This is a genomic window from Enterobacter sp. 301B, assembly GCF_003850715.1.
GTDB lineage: Bacteria > Pseudomonadota > Gammaproteobacteria > Enterobacterales > Enterobacteriaceae > Enterobacter > Enterobacter intestinihominis.
The window spans coordinates 37,313-55,080 of record NZ_PQTC01000005.1; the positions used below are offsets into that span (position 1 = coordinate 37,313).

The 17,768-nt window shown below is 56.3% G+C and carries 15 protein-coding genes and 1 tRNA gene; 11 read left to right on the forward strand and 5 right to left on the reverse strand.

Annotated features, from left to right (window positions below; translation table 11 throughout):
* Window positions 1–59: 59 nt before the first annotated feature.
* Window positions 60–776 (reverse strand): response regulator transcription factor, encoded by a 717-nt coding sequence (locus C3451_RS07100; RefSeq protein WP_045621277.1) that lies wholly within the window; start codon window positions 774–776, stop codon window positions 60–62.
* 24 nt (window positions 777–800) lie between these two features.
* Window positions 801–1,463 carry an EAL domain-containing protein gene (locus C3451_RS07105; RefSeq protein ID WP_045621278.1) on the reverse strand — a complete coding sequence of 221 codons (663 nt, stop codon included), beginning with the start codon at window positions 1,461–1,463 and terminating at the stop codon, window positions 801–803.
* Between the two features lie 303 nt (window positions 1,464–1,766).
* On the opposite strand from C3451_RS07105, the gene C3451_RS07110 reads away from it, so the two are divergent.
* Window positions 1,767–1,843, forward strand: a tRNA-Arg gene (locus tag C3451_RS07110).
* Between the two features lie 129 nt (window positions 1,844–1,972).
* Here the strand turns inward: C3451_RS07110 and C3451_RS07115 are convergent.
* Entirely contained in the window at window positions 1,973–2,263 is a 291-nt protein-coding gene (locus C3451_RS07115; RefSeq protein ID WP_022647314.1) for a hypothetical protein, read from the reverse strand.
* A gap of 308 nt (window positions 2,264–2,571) precedes the next feature.
* On the opposite strand from C3451_RS07115, the gene C3451_RS07120 reads away from it, so the two are divergent.
* The 10 genes from C3451_RS07120 (at window position 2,572) to C3451_RS07165 (ending at window position 14,914) form a co-directional block, all read left to right on the forward strand.
* Entirely contained in the window at window positions 2,572–3,000 is a 429-nt protein-coding gene (locus C3451_RS07120) for a glycine zipper 2TM domain-containing protein (protein ID WP_045621279.1), read from the forward strand.
* Window positions 3,001–3,010: 10 nt separating this feature from the next.
* Window positions 3,011–3,730, forward strand: coding sequence for a lipopolysaccharide core heptose(II) kinase RfaY (locus tag C3451_RS07125; protein ID WP_052952367.1), 720 nt, complete (start codon window positions 3,011–3,013; stop codon window positions 3,728–3,730).
* Between the two features lie 149 nt (window positions 3,731–3,879).
* Complete coding sequence (yahO, locus tag C3451_RS07130; protein WP_022647318.1) at window positions 3,880–4,155, forward strand: DUF1471 family periplasmic protein YahO; 276 nt, start codon at window positions 3,880–3,882, stop codon at window positions 4,153–4,155.
* Window positions 4,156–4,354: 199 nt separating this feature from the next.
* The gene (locus C3451_RS07135; RefSeq protein ID WP_045621281.1) at window positions 4,355–6,538 is read left to right on the forward strand and encodes a TonB-dependent siderophore receptor; all 2,184 of its coding nucleotides are present in this window, start codon (window positions 4,355–4,357) and stop codon (window positions 6,536–6,538) included.
* A 127-nt stretch (window positions 6,539–6,665) separates the two neighbouring features.
* A complete protein-coding gene (locus tag C3451_RS07140) occupies window positions 6,666–8,639 on the forward strand; it encodes a PhoX family phosphatase (protein ID WP_045621282.1) in 1,974 nt (657 codons plus the stop codon).
* A gap of 102 nt (window positions 8,640–8,741) precedes the next feature.
* Window positions 8,742–10,127 (forward strand): phenylalanine transporter, encoded by a 1,386-nt coding sequence (pheP, locus tag C3451_RS07145; RefSeq protein ID WP_023305623.1) that lies wholly within the window; start codon window positions 8,742–8,744, stop codon window positions 10,125–10,127.
* 328 nt (window positions 10,128–10,455) lie between these two features.
* Window positions 10,456–11,691 carry an MFS transporter gene (locus tag C3451_RS07150; RefSeq protein WP_023299501.1) on the forward strand — a complete coding sequence of 412 codons (1,236 nt, stop codon included), beginning with the start codon at window positions 10,456–10,458 and terminating at the stop codon, window positions 11,689–11,691.
* Between the two features lie 15 nt (window positions 11,692–11,706).
* A complete protein-coding gene (locus C3451_RS07155; RefSeq protein ID WP_045621283.1) occupies window positions 11,707–12,732 on the forward strand; it encodes a sugar phosphate isomerase/epimerase family protein in 1,026 nt (341 codons plus the stop codon).
* Entirely contained in the window at window positions 12,725–13,867 is a 1,143-nt protein-coding gene (locus C3451_RS07160; RefSeq protein WP_045621285.1) for a Gfo/Idh/MocA family oxidoreductase, read from the forward strand. Before C3451_RS07155 ends, C3451_RS07160 begins: the two co-directional genes overlap by 8 nt.
* A 75-nt stretch (window positions 13,868–13,942) precedes the next feature.
* Entirely contained in the window at window positions 13,943–14,914 is a 972-nt protein-coding gene (locus tag C3451_RS07165; RefSeq protein WP_045621287.1) for a LacI family DNA-binding transcriptional regulator, read from the forward strand.
* On the opposite strand, the gene C3451_RS07170 is transcribed toward C3451_RS07165, so the two are convergent.
* A complete protein-coding gene (locus tag C3451_RS07170; RefSeq protein ID WP_022647326.1) occupies window positions 14,915–16,159 on the reverse strand; it encodes a mechanosensitive ion channel family protein in 1,245 nt (414 codons plus the stop codon). It lies immediately after the preceding gene.
* Between the two features lie 67 nt (window positions 16,160–16,226).
* Window positions 16,227–17,663 carry an MFS transporter gene (locus C3451_RS07175; protein WP_045621289.1) on the reverse strand — a complete coding sequence of 479 codons (1,437 nt, stop codon included), beginning with the start codon at window positions 17,661–17,663 and terminating at the stop codon, window positions 16,227–16,229.
* Window positions 17,664–17,768 lie beyond the last annotated feature (105 nt).

A 17,768-nucleotide genomic window follows, 5' to 3' on the forward strand; every position in this document is an offset into this window, starting at 1 on the left:
AACATATATCCTAAGTATTTTCTCAAAGGTCTTTAGGAATTAAGGGGTTACTGAATACGTTAATACGTGAAATCTGAAAGGTTGTTGAGAAGATGTAGCAACTCATGACGATGATTCAGCCCAAGTTTCGCCAGGATGCAGCTGAGACGGTAAATAATGCGGCTATAGGGGCGGTTCTGTAACTGAGCAATCTGTCGCAGGGTGCTACCCTGCGACAGCGCCTGCAGGATCGGCCATTCATCACGTGAAAACCACTCTTTCCGGTGGCCGGCGGGTGACGGCGTTTCCAGCAAGGTTTGTTGCAACGCCCGCGGCGTAAGTTGCCTTTCAAGCACATGAAAAGGGCCAGCCGCTTTGCAAAACAGGCGTGTATCGTAATCATCGGCGCGAATGAGCAGGTAGGGTGTCAGGTAGGGGGCGAACAGGCTGTGGCGTCGTAATCGGTCCAGCAGATCAATAAGCGGCGAGGCGCGGCTTTCTACATCTACCACCAGACGTGATGAAGGCCACTGATTCAGATCGCTGAGGGCGGCTTCCAGGGTGGAATAGTCACAGCAATTGCTCAGGGGAGAGTGCCCGCTCAGAAAACCGGAACGGAAAAAGTTATCCTGTGTGACCAGGACGATAAAGGGAGCATCGGTTTTGCGGGTCTGGTTGATTGACTGGCTCAAATATTCGAGACGATCAAAAAATGGGAGAGCAAAAGGCGAGTGCGTTGAACCCGGTGAATCACTTCCTGTCCGACGACGCCGGTAACGGCGTACTGTCATTCGCATAGCTTCCCTCTTGGCGATGACCGTTCAGTCCTCCTGCCATCTCCAGGATGGCCAATAATATCCCTGACCGAAGCGCGCGCCAGCCTGAAGCGCAAACTTACGGTCCGTTTCTGTTTCAATGCCTTCTATGAGTATATTTTCAGCAATTTTTGAACAAAGCGTGACCAGGTTTGCCAGCGCTGGCGTTGCACGTAAACGCCAGAAAGCGATCTTATCGATTTTTATTCCGCTTAACGGCATGCGGCAGGACAAAAACGCGCGCCCTGACGCTTCATCAATGTCATCCAACCAGATCCGATGTCCTTGCGCCGTCAACTGCTGAAGCGCACAACTCACCCTCAGACGTGCCGGGTCTGAGAGAGAAAAGAAGGAAGCAGGCTCCACGAGTTCAATGTTCAGCGGTGGGCTGTTAAGTTGCAGTAAACGCTGGAACATTTCCGGTATGGTCAGAACGGTTATCGGCAAATTTATGAAAAGGTTGTCGCAGGGAAAGGGTTTTTTTAACGCAGCGATCTGTGCTTCCAGCAGCATAAGCGCCCGAGCAGCGGACCAGTCGTGAAAAAAGCCTTCGCTTTGTTGATGCGGTGACAGCACGCTGAGCACTTCAGCCCCTACCGTGCGCGAAGAGGAGAGGGCGACAATGGGTTCAAGCTTGATGCCTGTAATGTCGTGTGAGATGTGCTGCACGCACGAGGGGAAACCTGTCTGGTCTGACGCTGTCACTCCGTCGTCCTGTTCATTTCCAGCCTCCAGGCGGCCGGGATACCGCAGGACAGTGTGAAGGGGAAGTAAACAGGAAAAAAGCAGGCGTTACTTAAAAGCGGCTAAGCCTTTTCGCAGCCCGTAAAAGAGGGATAAATGTTGAAAAAACAGCCGTATTTACAATCAGCTAGTCATTAACGGCAGAGAAGGTGGAAAAGGCATTGACTCACTACGCATTGACCGTATAATTCCAGGCGTTTCACCACCGCGAAGTACACTCTTCTCCGTGCGCCCTTAGCTCAGTTGGATAGAGCAACGGCCTTCTAAGCCGTAGGTCGTAGGTTCGAATCCTACAGGGCGTGCCATTAACCCTCCGGCACTCAGCCGTTCCTGACCAGCCTGAATCGTGTTTTCATTACCTTTAATAACTGGCCTTCCAGGGTCATACGACACATTGACTTTTCCCCCAGCTTCCTTGCCGGGGGAGAGCGCCATTAGTGCCCTGTAACGGCCGCGGCGGCGACCGGATGGTCAGCGTTAGCGACCACGGTTGCACGGGCGACGGGATGATAACTACCGTCTGTTGCGGCTGCGACGGCGACAGGGTGATCGGCAGAAACCACCGCCGTGGTGCGGGCGACAGGATGGTTACCTTCACCGGTGGCCGCCGCAACGGCAACAGGATGATCGGCGGAGGCGACGGCAGTCGCACGGGCTACCGGATGATTTGCAAATGCAGAAAATGATGCCGCAGTGAAAGCCAGAGCGAGAATGACTTTTTTCATAATATAACTCCTGATGTTTTCCCTGTATGGACAGGGACCATTATATTAATAACGATGATTGTTACTTATTGAGAATTGTGCAATGGATATTGCTTCGTCTGAATCAAATACTCTGACAATGTATCTGGAAAACACGTTATTGATAATTGAAGTCAATATACCTTTCCAGTTTTAAATTGTTTATTTTTAAATTTATGGTCGTTTTGTGTAAAAATAAATTATTTGCCTGGTAAAGCATATTTAGCTAAAGGAGATGATTTTTCGCCGGGCAGAATAGTGTCACCTTCAATGAATAATAAAGGCTTAAAATGAAAAAATATTTACTCATCGCGTTGAGCTTTCTGGCTATAACCAGTCCGGCGAGTTACGCTGGCATCCGATCGCTGGTGGAGGATGGCACGGTTCTGCAGAGCCAAATTATTACGCATACCCGAGAAGGGTATCATCCGCTGCGTACCCTAACCGCGGGCACGATTGGTGGCGTAGTGGGTCACCAGTTCGGTAACGGCAAAGGGAAAACCGCCATGACGGTGGCCGGTGCAACAGCCGGGGCGGCGGCTTCTCATAACCGGCAGTCTTACGAATTGGCAGCACAGGAAGTGAAGTTACTTATCAAGACTCAATCCGGGCAGACTATTCAGGTGGTGCAGCACAATAATGGTTTGACATTTAACCCTGGCGACAAAGTTCGTATCATCACAACGGGTTCTAATACCACCGTGGAAAAATCATACTAAGCACATTATTATGATTACAAAAATGAAATACCGTGGTTTTCACGTCTGTTATAAAAATAACGATACACGATACCTGGAAATACTGGGCGATATATTGTCCTGTAATGTAAAACGACTCAGCGTTCAGATGGTATTTAAAAGCCTTCCGCATACCCACGTCTCTTTACTGAATACCCCCTACGGACAGTTTGTATTAAAGATTTACTCCCCCAGGAAAAAAAGGATAGAAAAATTTTTCAAATCGTTTTTTACGCCCAACCCCAACGAAAATTTGATTGAGCGGATCGACTATGCCGGCAGGCAAGGTCATACCTTCCCGAATGATTTTTATCTCCTGGCTGAACGCCGGATTTTCAGATTCGCAAAAATCTCGCTCATGTTGTTTGAGTATGTCCCCGGTCCGGAGTTACGCGTTCTTCCCGCGATCACGCCGGACATAAAGCGTGAAATCCGACACAGTATGCAGACAATGCACAATCTGAAAATCATTTCCGGGGATGCGCACGGCGGGAACTTCATCCTGAGTGAAAAAGGAATAAGGATCATCGATCTGTCCGGGAAGCGTTGTAACGCGAAAAGGATTGTTGAAGACAACGTGACGGCCAGCCTGCGCATTGGTATTCCCATTGAATCCCACCGGCGTTGGGAAAAACGCCTGATCGCAAAAAAAATCAGACGACACCATAAAATCGTCCAGAGGAAGTATCTGGCGCGTTCAAATACCGCTTAAACCCTTTATTCATGCAGGACAACAGCCTGTTATAAAAGAATTTTCCCTGGTATATGGCATTTTCGCCAATCCTCTACCATGCTCATTACACCTCACCGTTTCGCGTGGGGGCTTTTCGTAGTTGCTCATTAATCTTAAGGAAAAAGTTTATGAAAAAAACGACTGCTATTTTGTTGGGCACCGCGTTTCTGTTTACCACCAACGCCTTTGCGGCTGAAATGATGACAAAAAACGAATTCGAAAAAGTTGAGTCTCAGTACGAAAAAATCGGTACCGTGAGCACGGCTAACGAAGTCTCTGTCGACGATGCAAAAAAAGAGCTGGTCGAAAAGGCCGATAAAGAAGGTGCTGATGTACTGGTGCTGACTTCCGGTAATACAAACAACAAAATTCACGGCACCGCCGATATTTACAAGAAAAAATAATGCTTTAGCAACCACCCCTGTCTGGGGTGGTTGTGCGCCGTACTTCTCCCCCACATCGTTTTTAACCTCTTCTCGCGCAGTGCTCCTCGTTGACGCTTGATTACGTATGCATAATGCGTATAGTTCTCATTTGCATTTCATTTGATAAATACTAAGGCCCGACAACGGGCCATTTTTGCGCGCACGTTAAGAGCTCATTATGAACAACACCACAATGCACAAAACGCTGCTGGCGATTGCCATCGGCGCGGTTACACACTCCGCCTTTGCGGCGGAAGAGAAAAAAGAGGACACCATCGTGGTCCAGTCCACGGCGGGGAGTGATTTCAAACCCGGCGGTGACCAGCTGCTTCCGGCCTTCCTCGACGGCCAGGTGGCTAACGGCGGACGTATGGGGATGCTCGGGCAGCAGAACGCCATGGACGTGCCGTTCAACATCATTAGCTACACCTCGAAGCTGGTGGAAGATCAGCAGGCGAAAACCATTGCTGACGTGGTCGCTAACGACGCGGGCGTGCAGTTCGTTCAGGGGTACGGCAACAGCGCGGAAACCTTCCGTATCCGCGGCCTGAAGTTTGACGGCGACGATATGACCTTTGGCGGATTGTCCGGCGTACTGCCGCGTCAGGTGGTGGATGCCCAGATGGTTGACCGCATCGAGATCTTCAAAGGGGCCAACTCCCTGATGAACGGCGCGGCCAGCTCGGGCGTGGGCGGGATGATCAACCTTGAGCCAAAACACGCGGGCGACATCCCACAGGCGAAAGTGGGCGTCGACTACACCTCGGATTCCCAGATTGGCACCACGCTGGATGCGGGGCGTCGCTTTGGCGATAACGACCAGTTCGGCGCGCGGGTGAACCTTGTGCATCGTGAAGGCGAAACCGGCGTGCCGAACGACCGCCGCCGCACCACGCTGCTCTCCACCGGTCTGGATTACAAAGGTGACCGTTTCCGCACCTCGCTGGACCTGGGCTATCAGAAAAAAACCTTCCACGGCAGCCCGACCAGCGTCAACATCTCGGCGGTGGACTTCGTGCCTGAACCACCGAAGAACGATCGCAACTTCTCGCAGAAGTGGGCCTACAGCGATATCGAAAACGAATTCGGCATGTGGCGCAGCGAGTACGACATCACCGATAGCTGGACGGCCTATACCGGCCTCGGCGCACAGCACGCGCACGAAGAGGGGATCTACAGCGCGCCGAAGCTCCTGGATAAAAGCGGTAATGCGACGGTCAGCCGCCTTGATACCAACCGCATCAGCGATTCCGTCAGCGGCATGGCGGGCATTCGCGGTAACTTCATGACCGGCTTCGTCTCGCACAAGGTGAATGTCGGGTATTCGGCGATGACCAAAAACGAAAAAATCGCGTGGAAAATGTCTGCCGCGGCGGATAACCCGACCACCAACATCTACCACAACACTGGCGTTGCTATGCCGGACAGCAGCAACTTCAGCGGCTCAGGCGGCAAATACAGCGATCCGCTGACCAGCGGGCGCACCCGCACGCAGGGCTGGCTGTTGAGCGATACCCTGGGCGTGCTGGACGACAAACTGCTGTTTACCGCAGGCGCACGCCATCAGAAAGTGGTGATTCGCGGGTACAACAAAATTACCGGTGCGGAAAACGACGCGGACGGTTTTGACGGTAGCCGCTGGATGCCAACCTACGGCGTGGTCTATAAGCCGTGGGAGGAAATTTCCCTCTACGCCAACCACACCGAGGCGTTACAGCCCGGTGAAACCGCGCCTCGCTCAGCAAACAACTACGGCCAGAGCACCGGTATCGTGCACTCTAAGCAGAACGAAGTGGGTGTAAAGGCGGACTTTGGCCGCGTGGGCGGCTCCCTGGCACTGTTTGAGATCAAAATGCCGTCGGCCATCCTCGACGACAGCGGCCACTACGGCCTGGACGCTGAACAGCGTAACCGTGGCGTGGAGCTGAACGTTTTCGGCGAGCCAATGCTTGGGATGCGTCTGAACGCCAGCGCCACCTGGCTTCAGGCCGAGCTGACCAAAACTAAAAACGGCGTGAACCAGGGGAACGACGCGATCGGTATTCCGAGCTTCTACGCCGTGCTGGGGGCAGAATACGATATCAAGCCGATTGAGGGCCTGACGGCGACCGCGCGCGTTAACCACTCCGGCACGCAGTATGCTGACCTGGCGAACACCAAAAAGCTGGACAGCTACACCACGCTGGATCTGGGTATGCGCTATCGCTTCGCGGTGAACCACAATGAAAACCAGATGACCGTGCGCGCAGGCATCGACAACGTGACCAATGAGAACTACTGGTCAAGCGTGGATGATTCCGGTACTTACATCACTCAGGGCGAGCCGCGTACCTTTAAGGTCTCGGTTGGCTACGAGTTCTAAGCGTTCCACCTCGTTATCCGGGGCAGGGACGCCCCAATCCCTTCGTTGTTGTGTTATAAAATTGTAATAAAAGCTTCTTACACTGGTCGCCACATCCTTACCTCTTGGCCAATGACAGGAAGCCGCTATGGGCAGACCCCTCAAATCCGTATTTAAAAAAGAACATCGCGACGATATCAGTAACCGCAGCGCTAACCCGGTATTCTCCGAGGTGGCAGAGGTGTTCCTCTCCCGCCGCCGTTTTCTCCAGATGGGGGCCGTAGCGGGGGCTGCCGTATCATTCCCGTATCTGATCACACCCGAGAATGCCATTGCCGCGGTCTCAAAACCGTCCGCGCTGGCAAAAGCGGTTTCCCTGGGCTTTACCAGCATCGACGTCTCCACGGAAGATACGGTCAGGGTGCCGGAAGGCTATATTGCCCGTCCGTTCTATCGCTGGGGCGATCCGACAGGCATCAAAAACAACATGCCGGCGTTTAAACCGGACGCCAGCAATACCACAGACGAACAGGCCGTGCAGGCGGGCATGCACCACGACGGCATGGCGTGGTTTAGCCTGCCGCAGGGGGGGCAAAGCCCGGAGCATGGCCTGCTGGCGCTGAACCATGAATACATCGACAACGGAATGCTGTTTACGGACGGTACGGCGAACTGGAGCCTCGACAAAGCCCGCAAGGGGCAGAACGCGATGGGCGTGTCGGTGGTGGAAGTGAAAAAAACGGGCAGCGCTTGGGAGGTGGTGCGTCCGTCTTCGTTCGCCCGCCGTATTACCGTCAATACGCCGATGCAGCTTACCGGCCCGGCGCGGCATCAGGACTTAATGAAAACCGCCGCCGATCCGCAGGGGGAACGCGTTCTGGGCACCATGCAGAACTGCGCCAACGGCCACACGCCGTGGGGGACCTATCTCACCTGCGAGGAGAACTGGTCGGACATATTTGTGAAAAAAGCCGATCTCAACCCGCTGGAAAAACGCTACGGCATTAGCGACAGCGATGAATCATACCGCTGGAACGAGGTGGATGAGCGGTTCAGCGTCGATAAAACCCCTAACGAACCCAACCGTTTCGGCTGGGTCGTGGAAATCGATCCCTACAACCCGACCTCCACCCCGCGCAAGCACACCGCGCTGGGCCGCTTCAAGCATGAGGGGGCAGCCGTCACGCTCGCCGCCGATAATCGCGTGGTGGTTTATATGGGTGACGACCAAAAGTTTGAGTACATCTATAAATTTGTTTCGGATAAAAAATACGATCCCGCGAACCGCGAAGCCAATATGCAGCTGCTGACGTCCGGCACGCTGTACGTCGCCAGGTTCAACGAAAACGGCAGCGGCGACTGGCTGCCGCTTGTCTTCGGGCAAAATGGCCTGGATAAAAGCAACGGTTTTGCAAGCCAGGGCGATCTGCTGATTAAAACCCGTCTGGCGGCCGACGTGGTGGGGGCAACGAAGATGGATCGCCCCGAGTGGATAGCCGTCGATCCGCACGCCAGCGGCAGCGTCTACTGTACGCTCACCAACAACAGCGATCGCGGGAAAGAGGGCAAGGCACCGGTCGACGCCGCTAACCCGCGCGCCAACAACGTGTACGGGCATATTATGCACTGGCTCGAAGAGGGGGCCGATCCTGCCGCCGCACGCTTTAAGTGGGATATTCTGGTCATGGCCGGGCGCACCGACGGCGACGATCCGAAGGCCAAAGGCTCGATGCAGGGCGCGGAATTTGGCAGCCCGGACGGCCTGTCGTTTGACCACCAGGGCGTCCTGTGGATCCAGACCGATGTCTCCTCCAGCACCATCAATAAGAAAGCGTACGAGGGGATGGGCAATAACCAGATGGTGGCTACCATTCCAGGCACCAACGAGTATCGCCGATTCCTGACCGGGCCGCGCGGGTGCGAAATCACCGGCATTGCGTTTACGCCAGACAACCGGACGCTGTTTATCAACATTCAGCATCCGGGGGAGGGCGGGGATGATATTACCGACCCGGCCAACCCTCGCGCTGTTTCCAGCTGGCCAGATGCGAGCCCGAACGGGCGTCCGCGATCGTCAACGGTGGTGATCGTCAAAGCAGACGGCGGGATCATCGGGTCGTGACGTTTATCAGCCGGGCGCATGCGCTGGCCCGGCGTTAAGCTTGCTACCACCAGCATGAAGTGTTAAAACGTGCCCCTTCTAAAAAAGAGACAGGGGTAGGGCGTGAAAGACGCGTCATCCGCTTCAGGCCATGGTAGCGCTGAAGCTTCGTCGGATCAGAGTCCGACGCTGCAACGTGGTTTGCAAAATCGACATATTCAGTTAATTGCCCTTGGCGGCGCGATCGGTACCGGGCTGTTTCTCGGCATCGGCCCCGCCATTCAAATGGCTGGCCCGGCGGTTCTGCTGGGTTACGCTCTCGCAGGGATTATCGCCTTCCTGATCATGCGCCAGCTCGGCGAGATGGTTGTTGAAGAGCCGGTGTCCGGCTCCTTCGCGCATTTTGCCTATAAATACTGGGGTCCGTTCGCAGGCTTCCTCTCCGGCTGGAACTACTGGGTGATGTTTGTGCTGGTGGGCATGGCGGAGCTGACCGCCGCAGGCATCTATATGCAGTACTGGCTGCCGGATGTCCCGACGTGGATCTGGGCGGCGGCCTTCTTCATCATTATTAACGCCGTTAACCTTGTGAACGTGCGCCTGTATGGCGAGACCGAGTTCTGGTTTGCGCTGATCAAGGTGCTGGCGATTATCGGCATGATCGGCTTTGGCCTGTGGCTGCTGTTCTCCGGCCACGGCGGCGAGCGTGCATCGATCGACAACCTGTGGCAGCACGGCGGCTTCCTGGCGACTGGCTGGAAAGGGCTGATCCTCTCGCTGGCGGTCATTATGTTCTCCTTTGGCGGTCTGGAGCTGATTGGCATCACCGCTGCTGAAGCGCGCGATCCGCACAAAAGCATTCCGAAAGCGGTCAACCAGGTGGTGTACCGTATCCTGCTGTTCTATATCGGCTCGCTGGTGGTGCTGCTGGCGCTCTATCCGTGGGTGGAAGTAAAATCTGACAGCAGCCCGTTCGTGATGATCTTCCATGACCTGAACAGCAACGTGGTGGCTTCCGCGCTGAACTTCGTCATTCTGGTGGCGTCTTTGTCGGTGTACAACAGCGGGGTTTACTCCAACAGCCGCATGCTGTTTGGCCTCTCCGTACAGGGCAACGCGCCGAAGTTCCTCACCCGCGTCAGCCGTCGCGGCGTGCCGATCAATTCGCTGTTCCTTTCGGGCGCTATCACCTCGCTGGTGGTGCTGATCAACTATCTGCTGCCGAAAGAGGCGTTTGGCCTGCTGATGGCGCTGGTTGTCGCCACGCTGCTGCTGAACTGGATCATGATCTGCCTGGCGCACCTGCGCTTTCGCGCGGCGATGCGCCGCAAGGGGCGCGAGACGCAGTTCAAGGCGCTGCTCTATCCGGCGGGGAACTACATCTGTATCGCCTTCCTCGGCCTGATTCTGGTGCTGATGTGCACCATGGATGAGATGCGCCTGTCAGCGATGCTGCTGCCGGTGTGGGTGGTGTTCCTGTTTGTTGCGTTTAAACTCTCTCGAAGGTAAAAGCAAAACGGCAACCTGGTTGCCGTTTTTAGTGTTTGCCCCCTCTCCCTGTGGGAGAGGGCCGGGGTGAGGGCACCAGACCGCACCAAACCAGACCGCACCAAACCAGACCGCACCACACTGCCTGCCTTCACGCCCGGTGGCGCTGCGCTTACCGGGCCTACATGTTCGGGGACGTTATGTAGTAGGCCGGGTAAGGCGAAGCCGCCACCATTATCGTGACCCCTCTCCCAATTCTGTTTCGATCCACAGGATCTTTGTTTTGTAATCGATTACTTTTCATTTGAACCAATTTGTAATCGATTACTTTTTCCGGGTGAGGCTTATCATGGTGTCAACTGAGAGTAGTGAAAAGGCGATAACGCAGCACCGGCTGCTGGTGCCGCGTCTGTCGCTGATGATGTTTCTGCAATTTTTTATCTGGGGTAGCTGGTCGGTCACGCTTGGCCTGGTGATGACCCGGCACAACATGTCACTGCTGATTGGCGACGCGTTCTCAGCCGGACCCATCGCCTCCATTCTTTCGCCGTTCGTGCTCGGGATGCTGGTGGACCGCTTCTTCGCTTCACAGAAGGTGATGGCGGTGATGCACCTCGCGGGCGCGGCGATCCTCTGGTTCGTGCCGGGGGCGCTGATTGCTGAGAACGGCGCGCTGCTGATTGGCCTGCTGTTTGGCTACACGCTCTGCTACATGCCAACGCTGGCGCTGACCAACAACATCGCGTTCCACAGCCTGGCAAACGTGGATAAAACTTTCCCGGTGGTGCGTGTGTTTGGCACCATCGGCTGGATCGTGGCGGGCATTTTTATCGGCGTCACCGGCGTGGCGTCCAGCGTGACCATCTTCCAGGTAGCGGCGGTCAGCTCCGTGCTGCTGGCGCTCTATAGCCTGACGCTGCCGCACACGCCAGCACCGGCGAAAGGCCTGCCTGTGAAGGTGCGCGATCTCTTCTGCGCGGACGCCTTCGCGCTGCTTAAAACCCGCCACTTCTTCGTCTTCTCCGTCTGCGCAATGCTGATCTCCGTCCCGCTCGGCACCTATTACGCCTACACCGCCTCGTATCTGGCGGATGCCGGCATTGCCGACGTCAGCACCGCCATGTCCTTCGGGCAGATGTCTGAGATCGTCTTCATGCTGGTTATTCCGCTGCTGTTCCGCCGCCTGGGCGTGAAATATATGCTGCTGATCGGCATGCTGGCGTGGTTCGTGCGTTATGCCATGTTCGCGCTGGGCGTCAGCGAGGAGGGGCGCATTCTGCTGTATCTGGGCATTCTGCTGCACGGCGTCTGCTACGATTTCTTCTTTGTCGTCGGCTTTATCTACACCGACCGCGTGGCGGGAGAAAAGGTCAAAGGCCAGGCGCAGAGCATGATCGTGATGTTCACCTACGGCATCGGCATGCTGCTCGGCTCGCAGATTTCAGGGGCGCTTTACAACCGCCTGGTGGCAGGGCAGACCGTGCCGCAGGCGTGGGTTACATTCTGGTGGATCCCGGCGGTGGCTGCCGCGGCGATCGCGCTGATTTTCCTTCTCACGTTTAAGTATGACGATGACAAGGCGTAATGTTCTGGAGGTGGTATGAGGACAATGAAAGGACCGGGCATTTTTCTGTCGCAGTTTATTGGCGGGGAAGCGCCCTTCAACACGCTCGACGGGCTGGCAGAATGGGCGGCGTCGAAGGGTTACAGAGCGGTGCAAATCCCCTGCAACCATCCGCATATCTTTGATGTGGAGAAAGCCGCAGAGAGTCAGGCCTACTGCGACGACATCACCGCTAAGCTGGCCGCGCACGGGCTGGTCATCAGCGAGCTGTCGACCCATCTGGAAGGGCAGCTTGTGGCGGTGAACCCGGTTTACAGCGAGGCGTTTGACCACTTCGCACCCGCATCCGTGCGCGATAACGATGCGGCGCGTCAGACGTGGGCAACGGAAAAACTGAAGCAGGCGGCGGTCGCCTCGGCCCGATTAGGCCTGAAAGCGCACGCCACCTTCTCCGGCTCGCTGGCCTGGCCGTTTTTCTATCCGTGGCCGCCGCACAACGAGCAGCGTTTTCAGAAGGCGTTCGAGGCGCTGGCAACCCGCTGGCGGCCGATACTGGATACCTTCGACGAGCAGGGCGTGGACGTCTGCTTTGAGCTGCATCCGGGGGAAGATCTGCACGACGGCGTAACCTTCGAGCGTTTTCTGGCGCTGGTGGATAACCATCCGCGCTGCAACATACTCTACGACCCGAGCCACATGCTGCTTCAGCAAATGGATTACCTGACCTTTATTGATCTCTACCATGCGCGCATTAAAGCGTTCCATGTCAAGGACGCGGAGTTCCGCCCCAGCGGGCGCAGCGGCGTCTACGGTGGCTACCAGCCGTGGATCAACCGCGCCGGACGTTTTCGCTCGCTGGGTGACGGGCAGATCGACTTTAAGGGCATCTTCAGCAAGCTGACCCAGTACGACTACGACGGCTGGGCGGTGCTGGAGTGGGAGTGCTGCCTGAAGGATGGCGATACCGGCGCGAGTGAAGGCAGCGAATTTATCCGCCGCCACATTATTCCCGTTTCCGGACGGGCGTTTGATGATTTCGCCGCAGGGGGCAGCCATGATTAACGTCGGGATTATCGGCAGCGGGTTTATTGGCCCGGCACACATCGAGGCGCTCAGGCGTCTCGGGTTTGTGCAGGTGGTCGCGCTCTGCGACGGTTCGCTCGTTAAGGCGCAGGAAAAGGCGCGCCAGCTAAATGTGCCGCATGCTTACGCCAGCGTGGAAGAACTGCTCGCGCACTCCAATCTGCATGCGGTGCACAACTGCACGCCGAACCACCTGCACGCGGAGATTAACCGCCAGATCCTGCGCGCGGGCAAGCACGTGTTTTCCGAAAAGCCGCTGTGCATGACGCCGGACGAGGCGCGCGAGCTGGTGGCGCTGGCAGAGCAGGCGGGCGTGGTGCATGGCGTGAGCTTTGTCTATCGTCAGTTTGCGATGGTGCGCCAGGCGGCGAGCATGATGCGCGCGGGCACCCTCGGGCGGCTGTTTGCCTCGCACGGCAGCTATTTGCAGGACTGGATGCTGCTGGAAACCGACTACAACTGGCGGGTGGATGCCGCGCTCGGCGGCGCATCGCGGGCGGTGGCGGATATCGGCTCCCACTGGTGCGATACGGTGCAGTATGTCACCGGCAGGCGCATTACTGAGGTGATGGCTGATTTATCCATCGTCTGGCCGACGCGCAAGGCTAACGTGGCGGGCAGTCAGACGTTTACGCACGACGAACATGCTCACTATGAAGATAAACTGGTCACTACCGAAGACTTCGGCTCGGTGCTGTTGCGTTTTGACGACGGCAGCAAGGGCAGCTTTAGCGTCTCGCAGGTGAGCGCGGGGCGAAAAAACCGCCTGACCTTTGAAATTAACGGCAGCGAGCAGTCGGTGGCGTGGGATCAGGAAACCCCGCAGCAGCTGTGGATCGGCCATCGCACCCGGGCAAACCAGACGCTCAGCGACGATCCGGGTCTGATGAACCGTGATGTGGCCGACAGCGCCCATTTCCCCGGCGGACACATTGAAGGCTGGCCGGATGCTTTTAAAAATATGATGGCGCAATTTTACCGTGCCGTGCAGGCGGGAGCGATGCCGGATAATCCGCAGTTTGCCACCTTCCACGATGGCGCCAGTGTGATGTATATCCTTGATGCGATTGTGAAAAGCCATCAGCAGCAGCGCTGGGTGCGTGTGGAATACTGACGCATTGCCCGGTTCGCCGGGCAACCAATTTATGGTAGCCTGCACAAAACGCTAACCGCAGGATGTATCGTCGCTATGTCAATTCAGAAAATCGCTCAACTGGCCGGGGTATCCGTGGCAACGGTCTCTCGCGTACTGAATAACAGCGATACCGTGAAGGCGAAAAACCGCGAGCGCGTTTTGCAGGCGATCCAGGAGAGTAACTACCAGCCCAATCTGCTGGCGCGTCAGCTGCGCACCGCCCGCAGCTATATGATCCTGGTGATGGTCTCGAACATCGCCAACCCGTTCTGTGCCGAAGTGGTGAAGGGCATCGAAGCCGAGGCGGAAAAGAACGGCTACCGCATCCTGCTGTGCAACTCCGGCTCGGATATTGAGCGCTCCCGCTCGGGCTTAAGCCTGCTCTCCGGCAAAATCGTCGACGGCATTATCACCATGGATGCGTTCTCGAAGCTGCCGGAGCTGGCCGCGCTGATTGGCAACGCGCCGTGGGTGCAGTGCGCCGAATACGCCGATGCGGGCGCGGTCTCCTGCGTGGGGATTAATGATGTTGATGCCTCTCAGCATGTTGTCAGCCAGCTTGCCGACGGGGGCCGCAAACGCATTGCGCTCATCAACCACGACCTCAGCTACAAATATTCCCGTTTGCGCGAACGCGGCTATAAGAGCGTCATACACCTGCGGGATCTGGACTATCAGGCGGTGGAGTACGCCAGTGAGCTCAGCTCCAGTGCGGGCATGGCGGCGATGCAAAATCTGTTAAAGGCAAACCCGCCGGATGCGGTGTTTGCCGTTTCTGATACGCTGGCGGCGGGGGCGCTGCGCGCCATTCAGCAGGCAGGGCTGCGGGTGCCAGAAGATATCGCGGTGGTGGGTTTTGACGGCACCGAGCTGGCGGAGATGATTTCTCTCACCACCATTGAACAACCGTCGCGGGATATCGGGCGCAAGGCGGTCAATCTGCTGTTAAATAAGATCGACAACCCGGATGCGCCCACGGAAAGGGTCATGATGGACTGGCGCTTTATTTCCCGCGCCAGCACCTGATTATCTGGCGATGACGCCAGCCAGCGAGCGAATATCGTTTCCGGTTGGCGACTGGTGAATACGCAGGCCAAATTCATCCACCACCGCGAAAATATGATCGAAGATGTCGGCCTGAATATCTTCGTATTCTGCCCAAATCACCGTGTTGGTAAAGGCATATATTTCAATCGGCAGCCCGTTGGCATCGGGCGCGAGCTGGCGCACCATCAGCGTCATATCTTTACGAATACGCGGGTGGTTACGCAGATATTCATTCAGATAGGCACGGAAGGTGCCGATATTGGTCATCTTGCGCAGGTTTAATACCGATTCCCCTTCGCCGTTCTGCTGATTCCACAGGTTAATTTCCTCATGACGCGCGGCCAGATACGGCTTCAGCAGTTTCGCCTGAATCAGTTTCTGCTGCTCCTGCTCATCGAGGAAATGAATGCTGGTGGTATCGATATTCAGGCTACGCTTGATGCGGCGACCACCGGAGGCTGACATGCCGCTCCAGTTGATGAACGCGTCGGACACCAGCGCCCAGGTCGGGATGGTGGTGATGGTGTTATCGAAGTTGCGCACTTTAACGGTGGTCAGGCCGATGTCGGTCACCGTGCCGTTGGCCCCGTATTTCGGCATCTCCAGCCAGTCCCCGAGCTTCAGCATGTCGTTGGCGGAGAGCTGAATACCGGCCACTAAGCCCAGTATCGGGTCTTTAAAGACCAGCATCAGAACGGCAGCCATCGCACCCAGGCCGCTTATCAGAATGGCGGGTGACTGACCGATCAGAAGGGAGATAATTAATATTCCCACCAGAATGGCGCTCACCAGCTTGATGCCCTGGAATATCCCCTTCAGCGGCAGCTGTGATGCGGTGGCCATTTTCTGCGACAGATTAAAAATCACATCCAGCAGCGAGAAGAAGGAGAGCAGGGCATAGACCATCACCCACAATTTTGCGCAGGTGGTGAGCATTTCCGCCGCTTCGCTGCCTTTTTGCAGCCACAGAACCGCCTGAACGTTGACGATTATCCCCTGGAGGGTAAACGCCAGACGGTGAAATAACTTGTTCTGCGTAATGATCTGCAACCATAAATGGCTGCTGGCCTGCGCGCGTTTTTCGAAGGCGCGCAGCACCACTTTGTGCAGAATAAAATGAACGATAATGGCTGTAAGAAAAATAATACCAAAGATAATCACTAAAGAGGTGGTGTGATTAATTTCAATCCCTAACTCTTCAACCTGAGCAATTAATTCCTGCATAACGTCTCCTGTATTGATGCAGCCCCATAATGGCGGCTGCGGATCTATTATGCAAATTCAGGCAGTTTTATTTTGTCGCCGGACAGGCCTTGACGACCGGTAAACACAGACGATGGCGCATACGCAGCGTGGCCAGCGCCAGCACTCCCATCATGGCCGTTTCCACCATCAGGAAGACGTTGACTGCCTGGGTGTAATCTCCGTGATGATTTTGCAGCCCGTGCAGCAAAATCGCGCCGAAAATGGCCGGGCCAAGCCCCAGCGCAGCCTGTTGCAGCGTGCTTAAAATCGCGCTCGCGGCCCCTGCGTCGTCAGGCTGGATATCGCGCATCCCGATACGGTAGAAGCTGTTTACAATCAGCGCCTGCCCGTATCCCACCAGCCCGGTGGCCGGGGCCAGCGTCAGCGCGGTATTCTGCATCCCCCAGTGACGGAACGTGGCGATCAGCGCCACCAGGCCAACAAGCTGAATCGCAAGCCCGGTCAGCAGGATGGCGCTGGTGCTGTAGCGGGCAATCAGGCGTGGGGCGAACCAGGCGGAAATAAAATAGGTGACGCCGAGCGCGATAAAGCTGTTCCCGGACTGCCACGGCGCCATCCCCAGACCGCTTTGCATGGTCAGCGCCATACAGAACATGAACCCGGACCAGACGCTGAAAAAGAGTATCCCAATCAGCACGCCAAAGCGGATGCTGCGCAACTGCAACAGGCGCGGCGCGATAAGCGGGTGGGCATTCTCACGCTCTTTCTTACGCGCGTTTAACACCATCAAAAAGCCCAGCGGCACAATCGCCAGCAGCGCGGCCTTCAGCGGCCACGACCAGTGCCACTGCGGGCCGAGCGCCATCGGGAACAGCAGACAGCACAGTATCGCCGTCAGCAGGACAGTACCGGTCCAGTCAATGCGCGACGGCGTGTCGCGGCGGGTTTCCGGTACGTAGCGACGGCTCAACGCCAGCACCACCAGACAAATCGGCACGTTGATAAAGAAGGCGTTACGCCAGCCAAGCCCGGCGATGTCCGCCGACACCAGCCAGCCGCCACCCATCTGGCCGACGATAAACGCAATCCCGCCGATACCCCCGAACAGGCTGATCGCTTTGGCGTGTGCCGTTCCTTTTAACGTCACGTGCAACGTCGCGAGAATTTGCGGCATGATCAGCGCGGCGCCCGCGCCCTGAATAATGCGCGCGGCAAGCAACTGTTCGATATTGCCCGCCATGCCGCACAGCAGCGAGGCCAGGCCAAAACTTGCCACGCCCCACATAAACAAGCGACGGCGGCCAAGGTTATCGCCCAGCTTGCTGCCGGGGGCCAGGCAGACGGCAAAGGCCACGCCGTAGAGGGCGACGATCAGCTCCAGTTCGGTGGCGGTGGCGTGTAACGAATGGGTGATGGAATCCAGCGCCACGTTGGTGATCGAGGTATCAATCAGCGGCAGCATCTGGCCGGTTAATAGCAATATCAGGCCCGCACGACCCGGTGAAACAACTGACGTATTCATGGTGACTCCATTGCGTCAAACAGCGTAGAGTCGTAGCATCAACCATCTGATAAACGGGTACCAGTTCTTACTTATACTGGTACTGGCACTACCATGCAGGAGATG

Coding starts and splice junctions, on each gene's coding strand:
- C3451_RS07140 (WP_045621282.1), top strand. CDS start 6,666: ATGGGCAGACCCCTCAAATCCGTATTTAAAAAAGAACATCGCGACGAT.
- C3451_RS07155 (WP_045621283.1), top strand. CDS start 11,707: ATGAGGACAATGAAAGGACCGGGCATTTTTCTGTCGCAGTTTATTGGC.
- C3451_RS07100 (WP_045621277.1), bottom strand. CDS start 776: ATGCGAATGACAGTACGCCGTTACCGGCGTCGTCGGACAGGAAGTGAT.
- C3451_RS07165 (WP_045621287.1), top strand. CDS start 13,943: ATGTCAATTCAGAAAATCGCTCAACTGGCCGGGGTATCCGTGGCAACG.
- yahO (WP_022647318.1), top strand. CDS start 3,880: ATGAAAAAAACGACTGCTATTTTGTTGGGCACCGCGTTTCTGTTTACC.
- C3451_RS07115 (WP_022647314.1), bottom strand. CDS start 2,263: ATGAAAAAAGTCATTCTCGCTCTGGCTTTCACTGCGGCATCATTTTCT.
- C3451_RS07170 (WP_022647326.1), bottom strand. CDS start 16,159: ATGCAGGAATTAATTGCTCAGGTTGAAGAGTTAGGGATTGAAATTAAT.
- C3451_RS07125 (WP_052952367.1), top strand. CDS start 3,011: ATGATTACAAAAATGAAATACCGTGGTTTTCACGTCTGTTATAAAAAT.
- C3451_RS07175 (WP_045621289.1), bottom strand. CDS start 17,663: ATGAATACGTCAGTTGTTTCACCGGGTCGTGCGGGCCTGATATTGCTA.
- C3451_RS07120 (WP_045621279.1), top strand. CDS start 2,572: ATGAAAAAATATTTACTCATCGCGTTGAGCTTTCTGGCTATAACCAGT.
- C3451_RS07150 (WP_023299501.1), top strand. CDS start 10,456: ATGGTGTCAACTGAGAGTAGTGAAAAGGCGATAACGCAGCACCGGCTG.
- C3451_RS07160 (WP_045621285.1), top strand. CDS start 12,725: ATGATTAACGTCGGGATTATCGGCAGCGGGTTTATTGGCCCGGCACAC.
- C3451_RS07135 (WP_045621281.1), top strand. CDS start 4,355: ATGAACAACACCACAATGCACAAAACGCTGCTGGCGATTGCCATCGGC.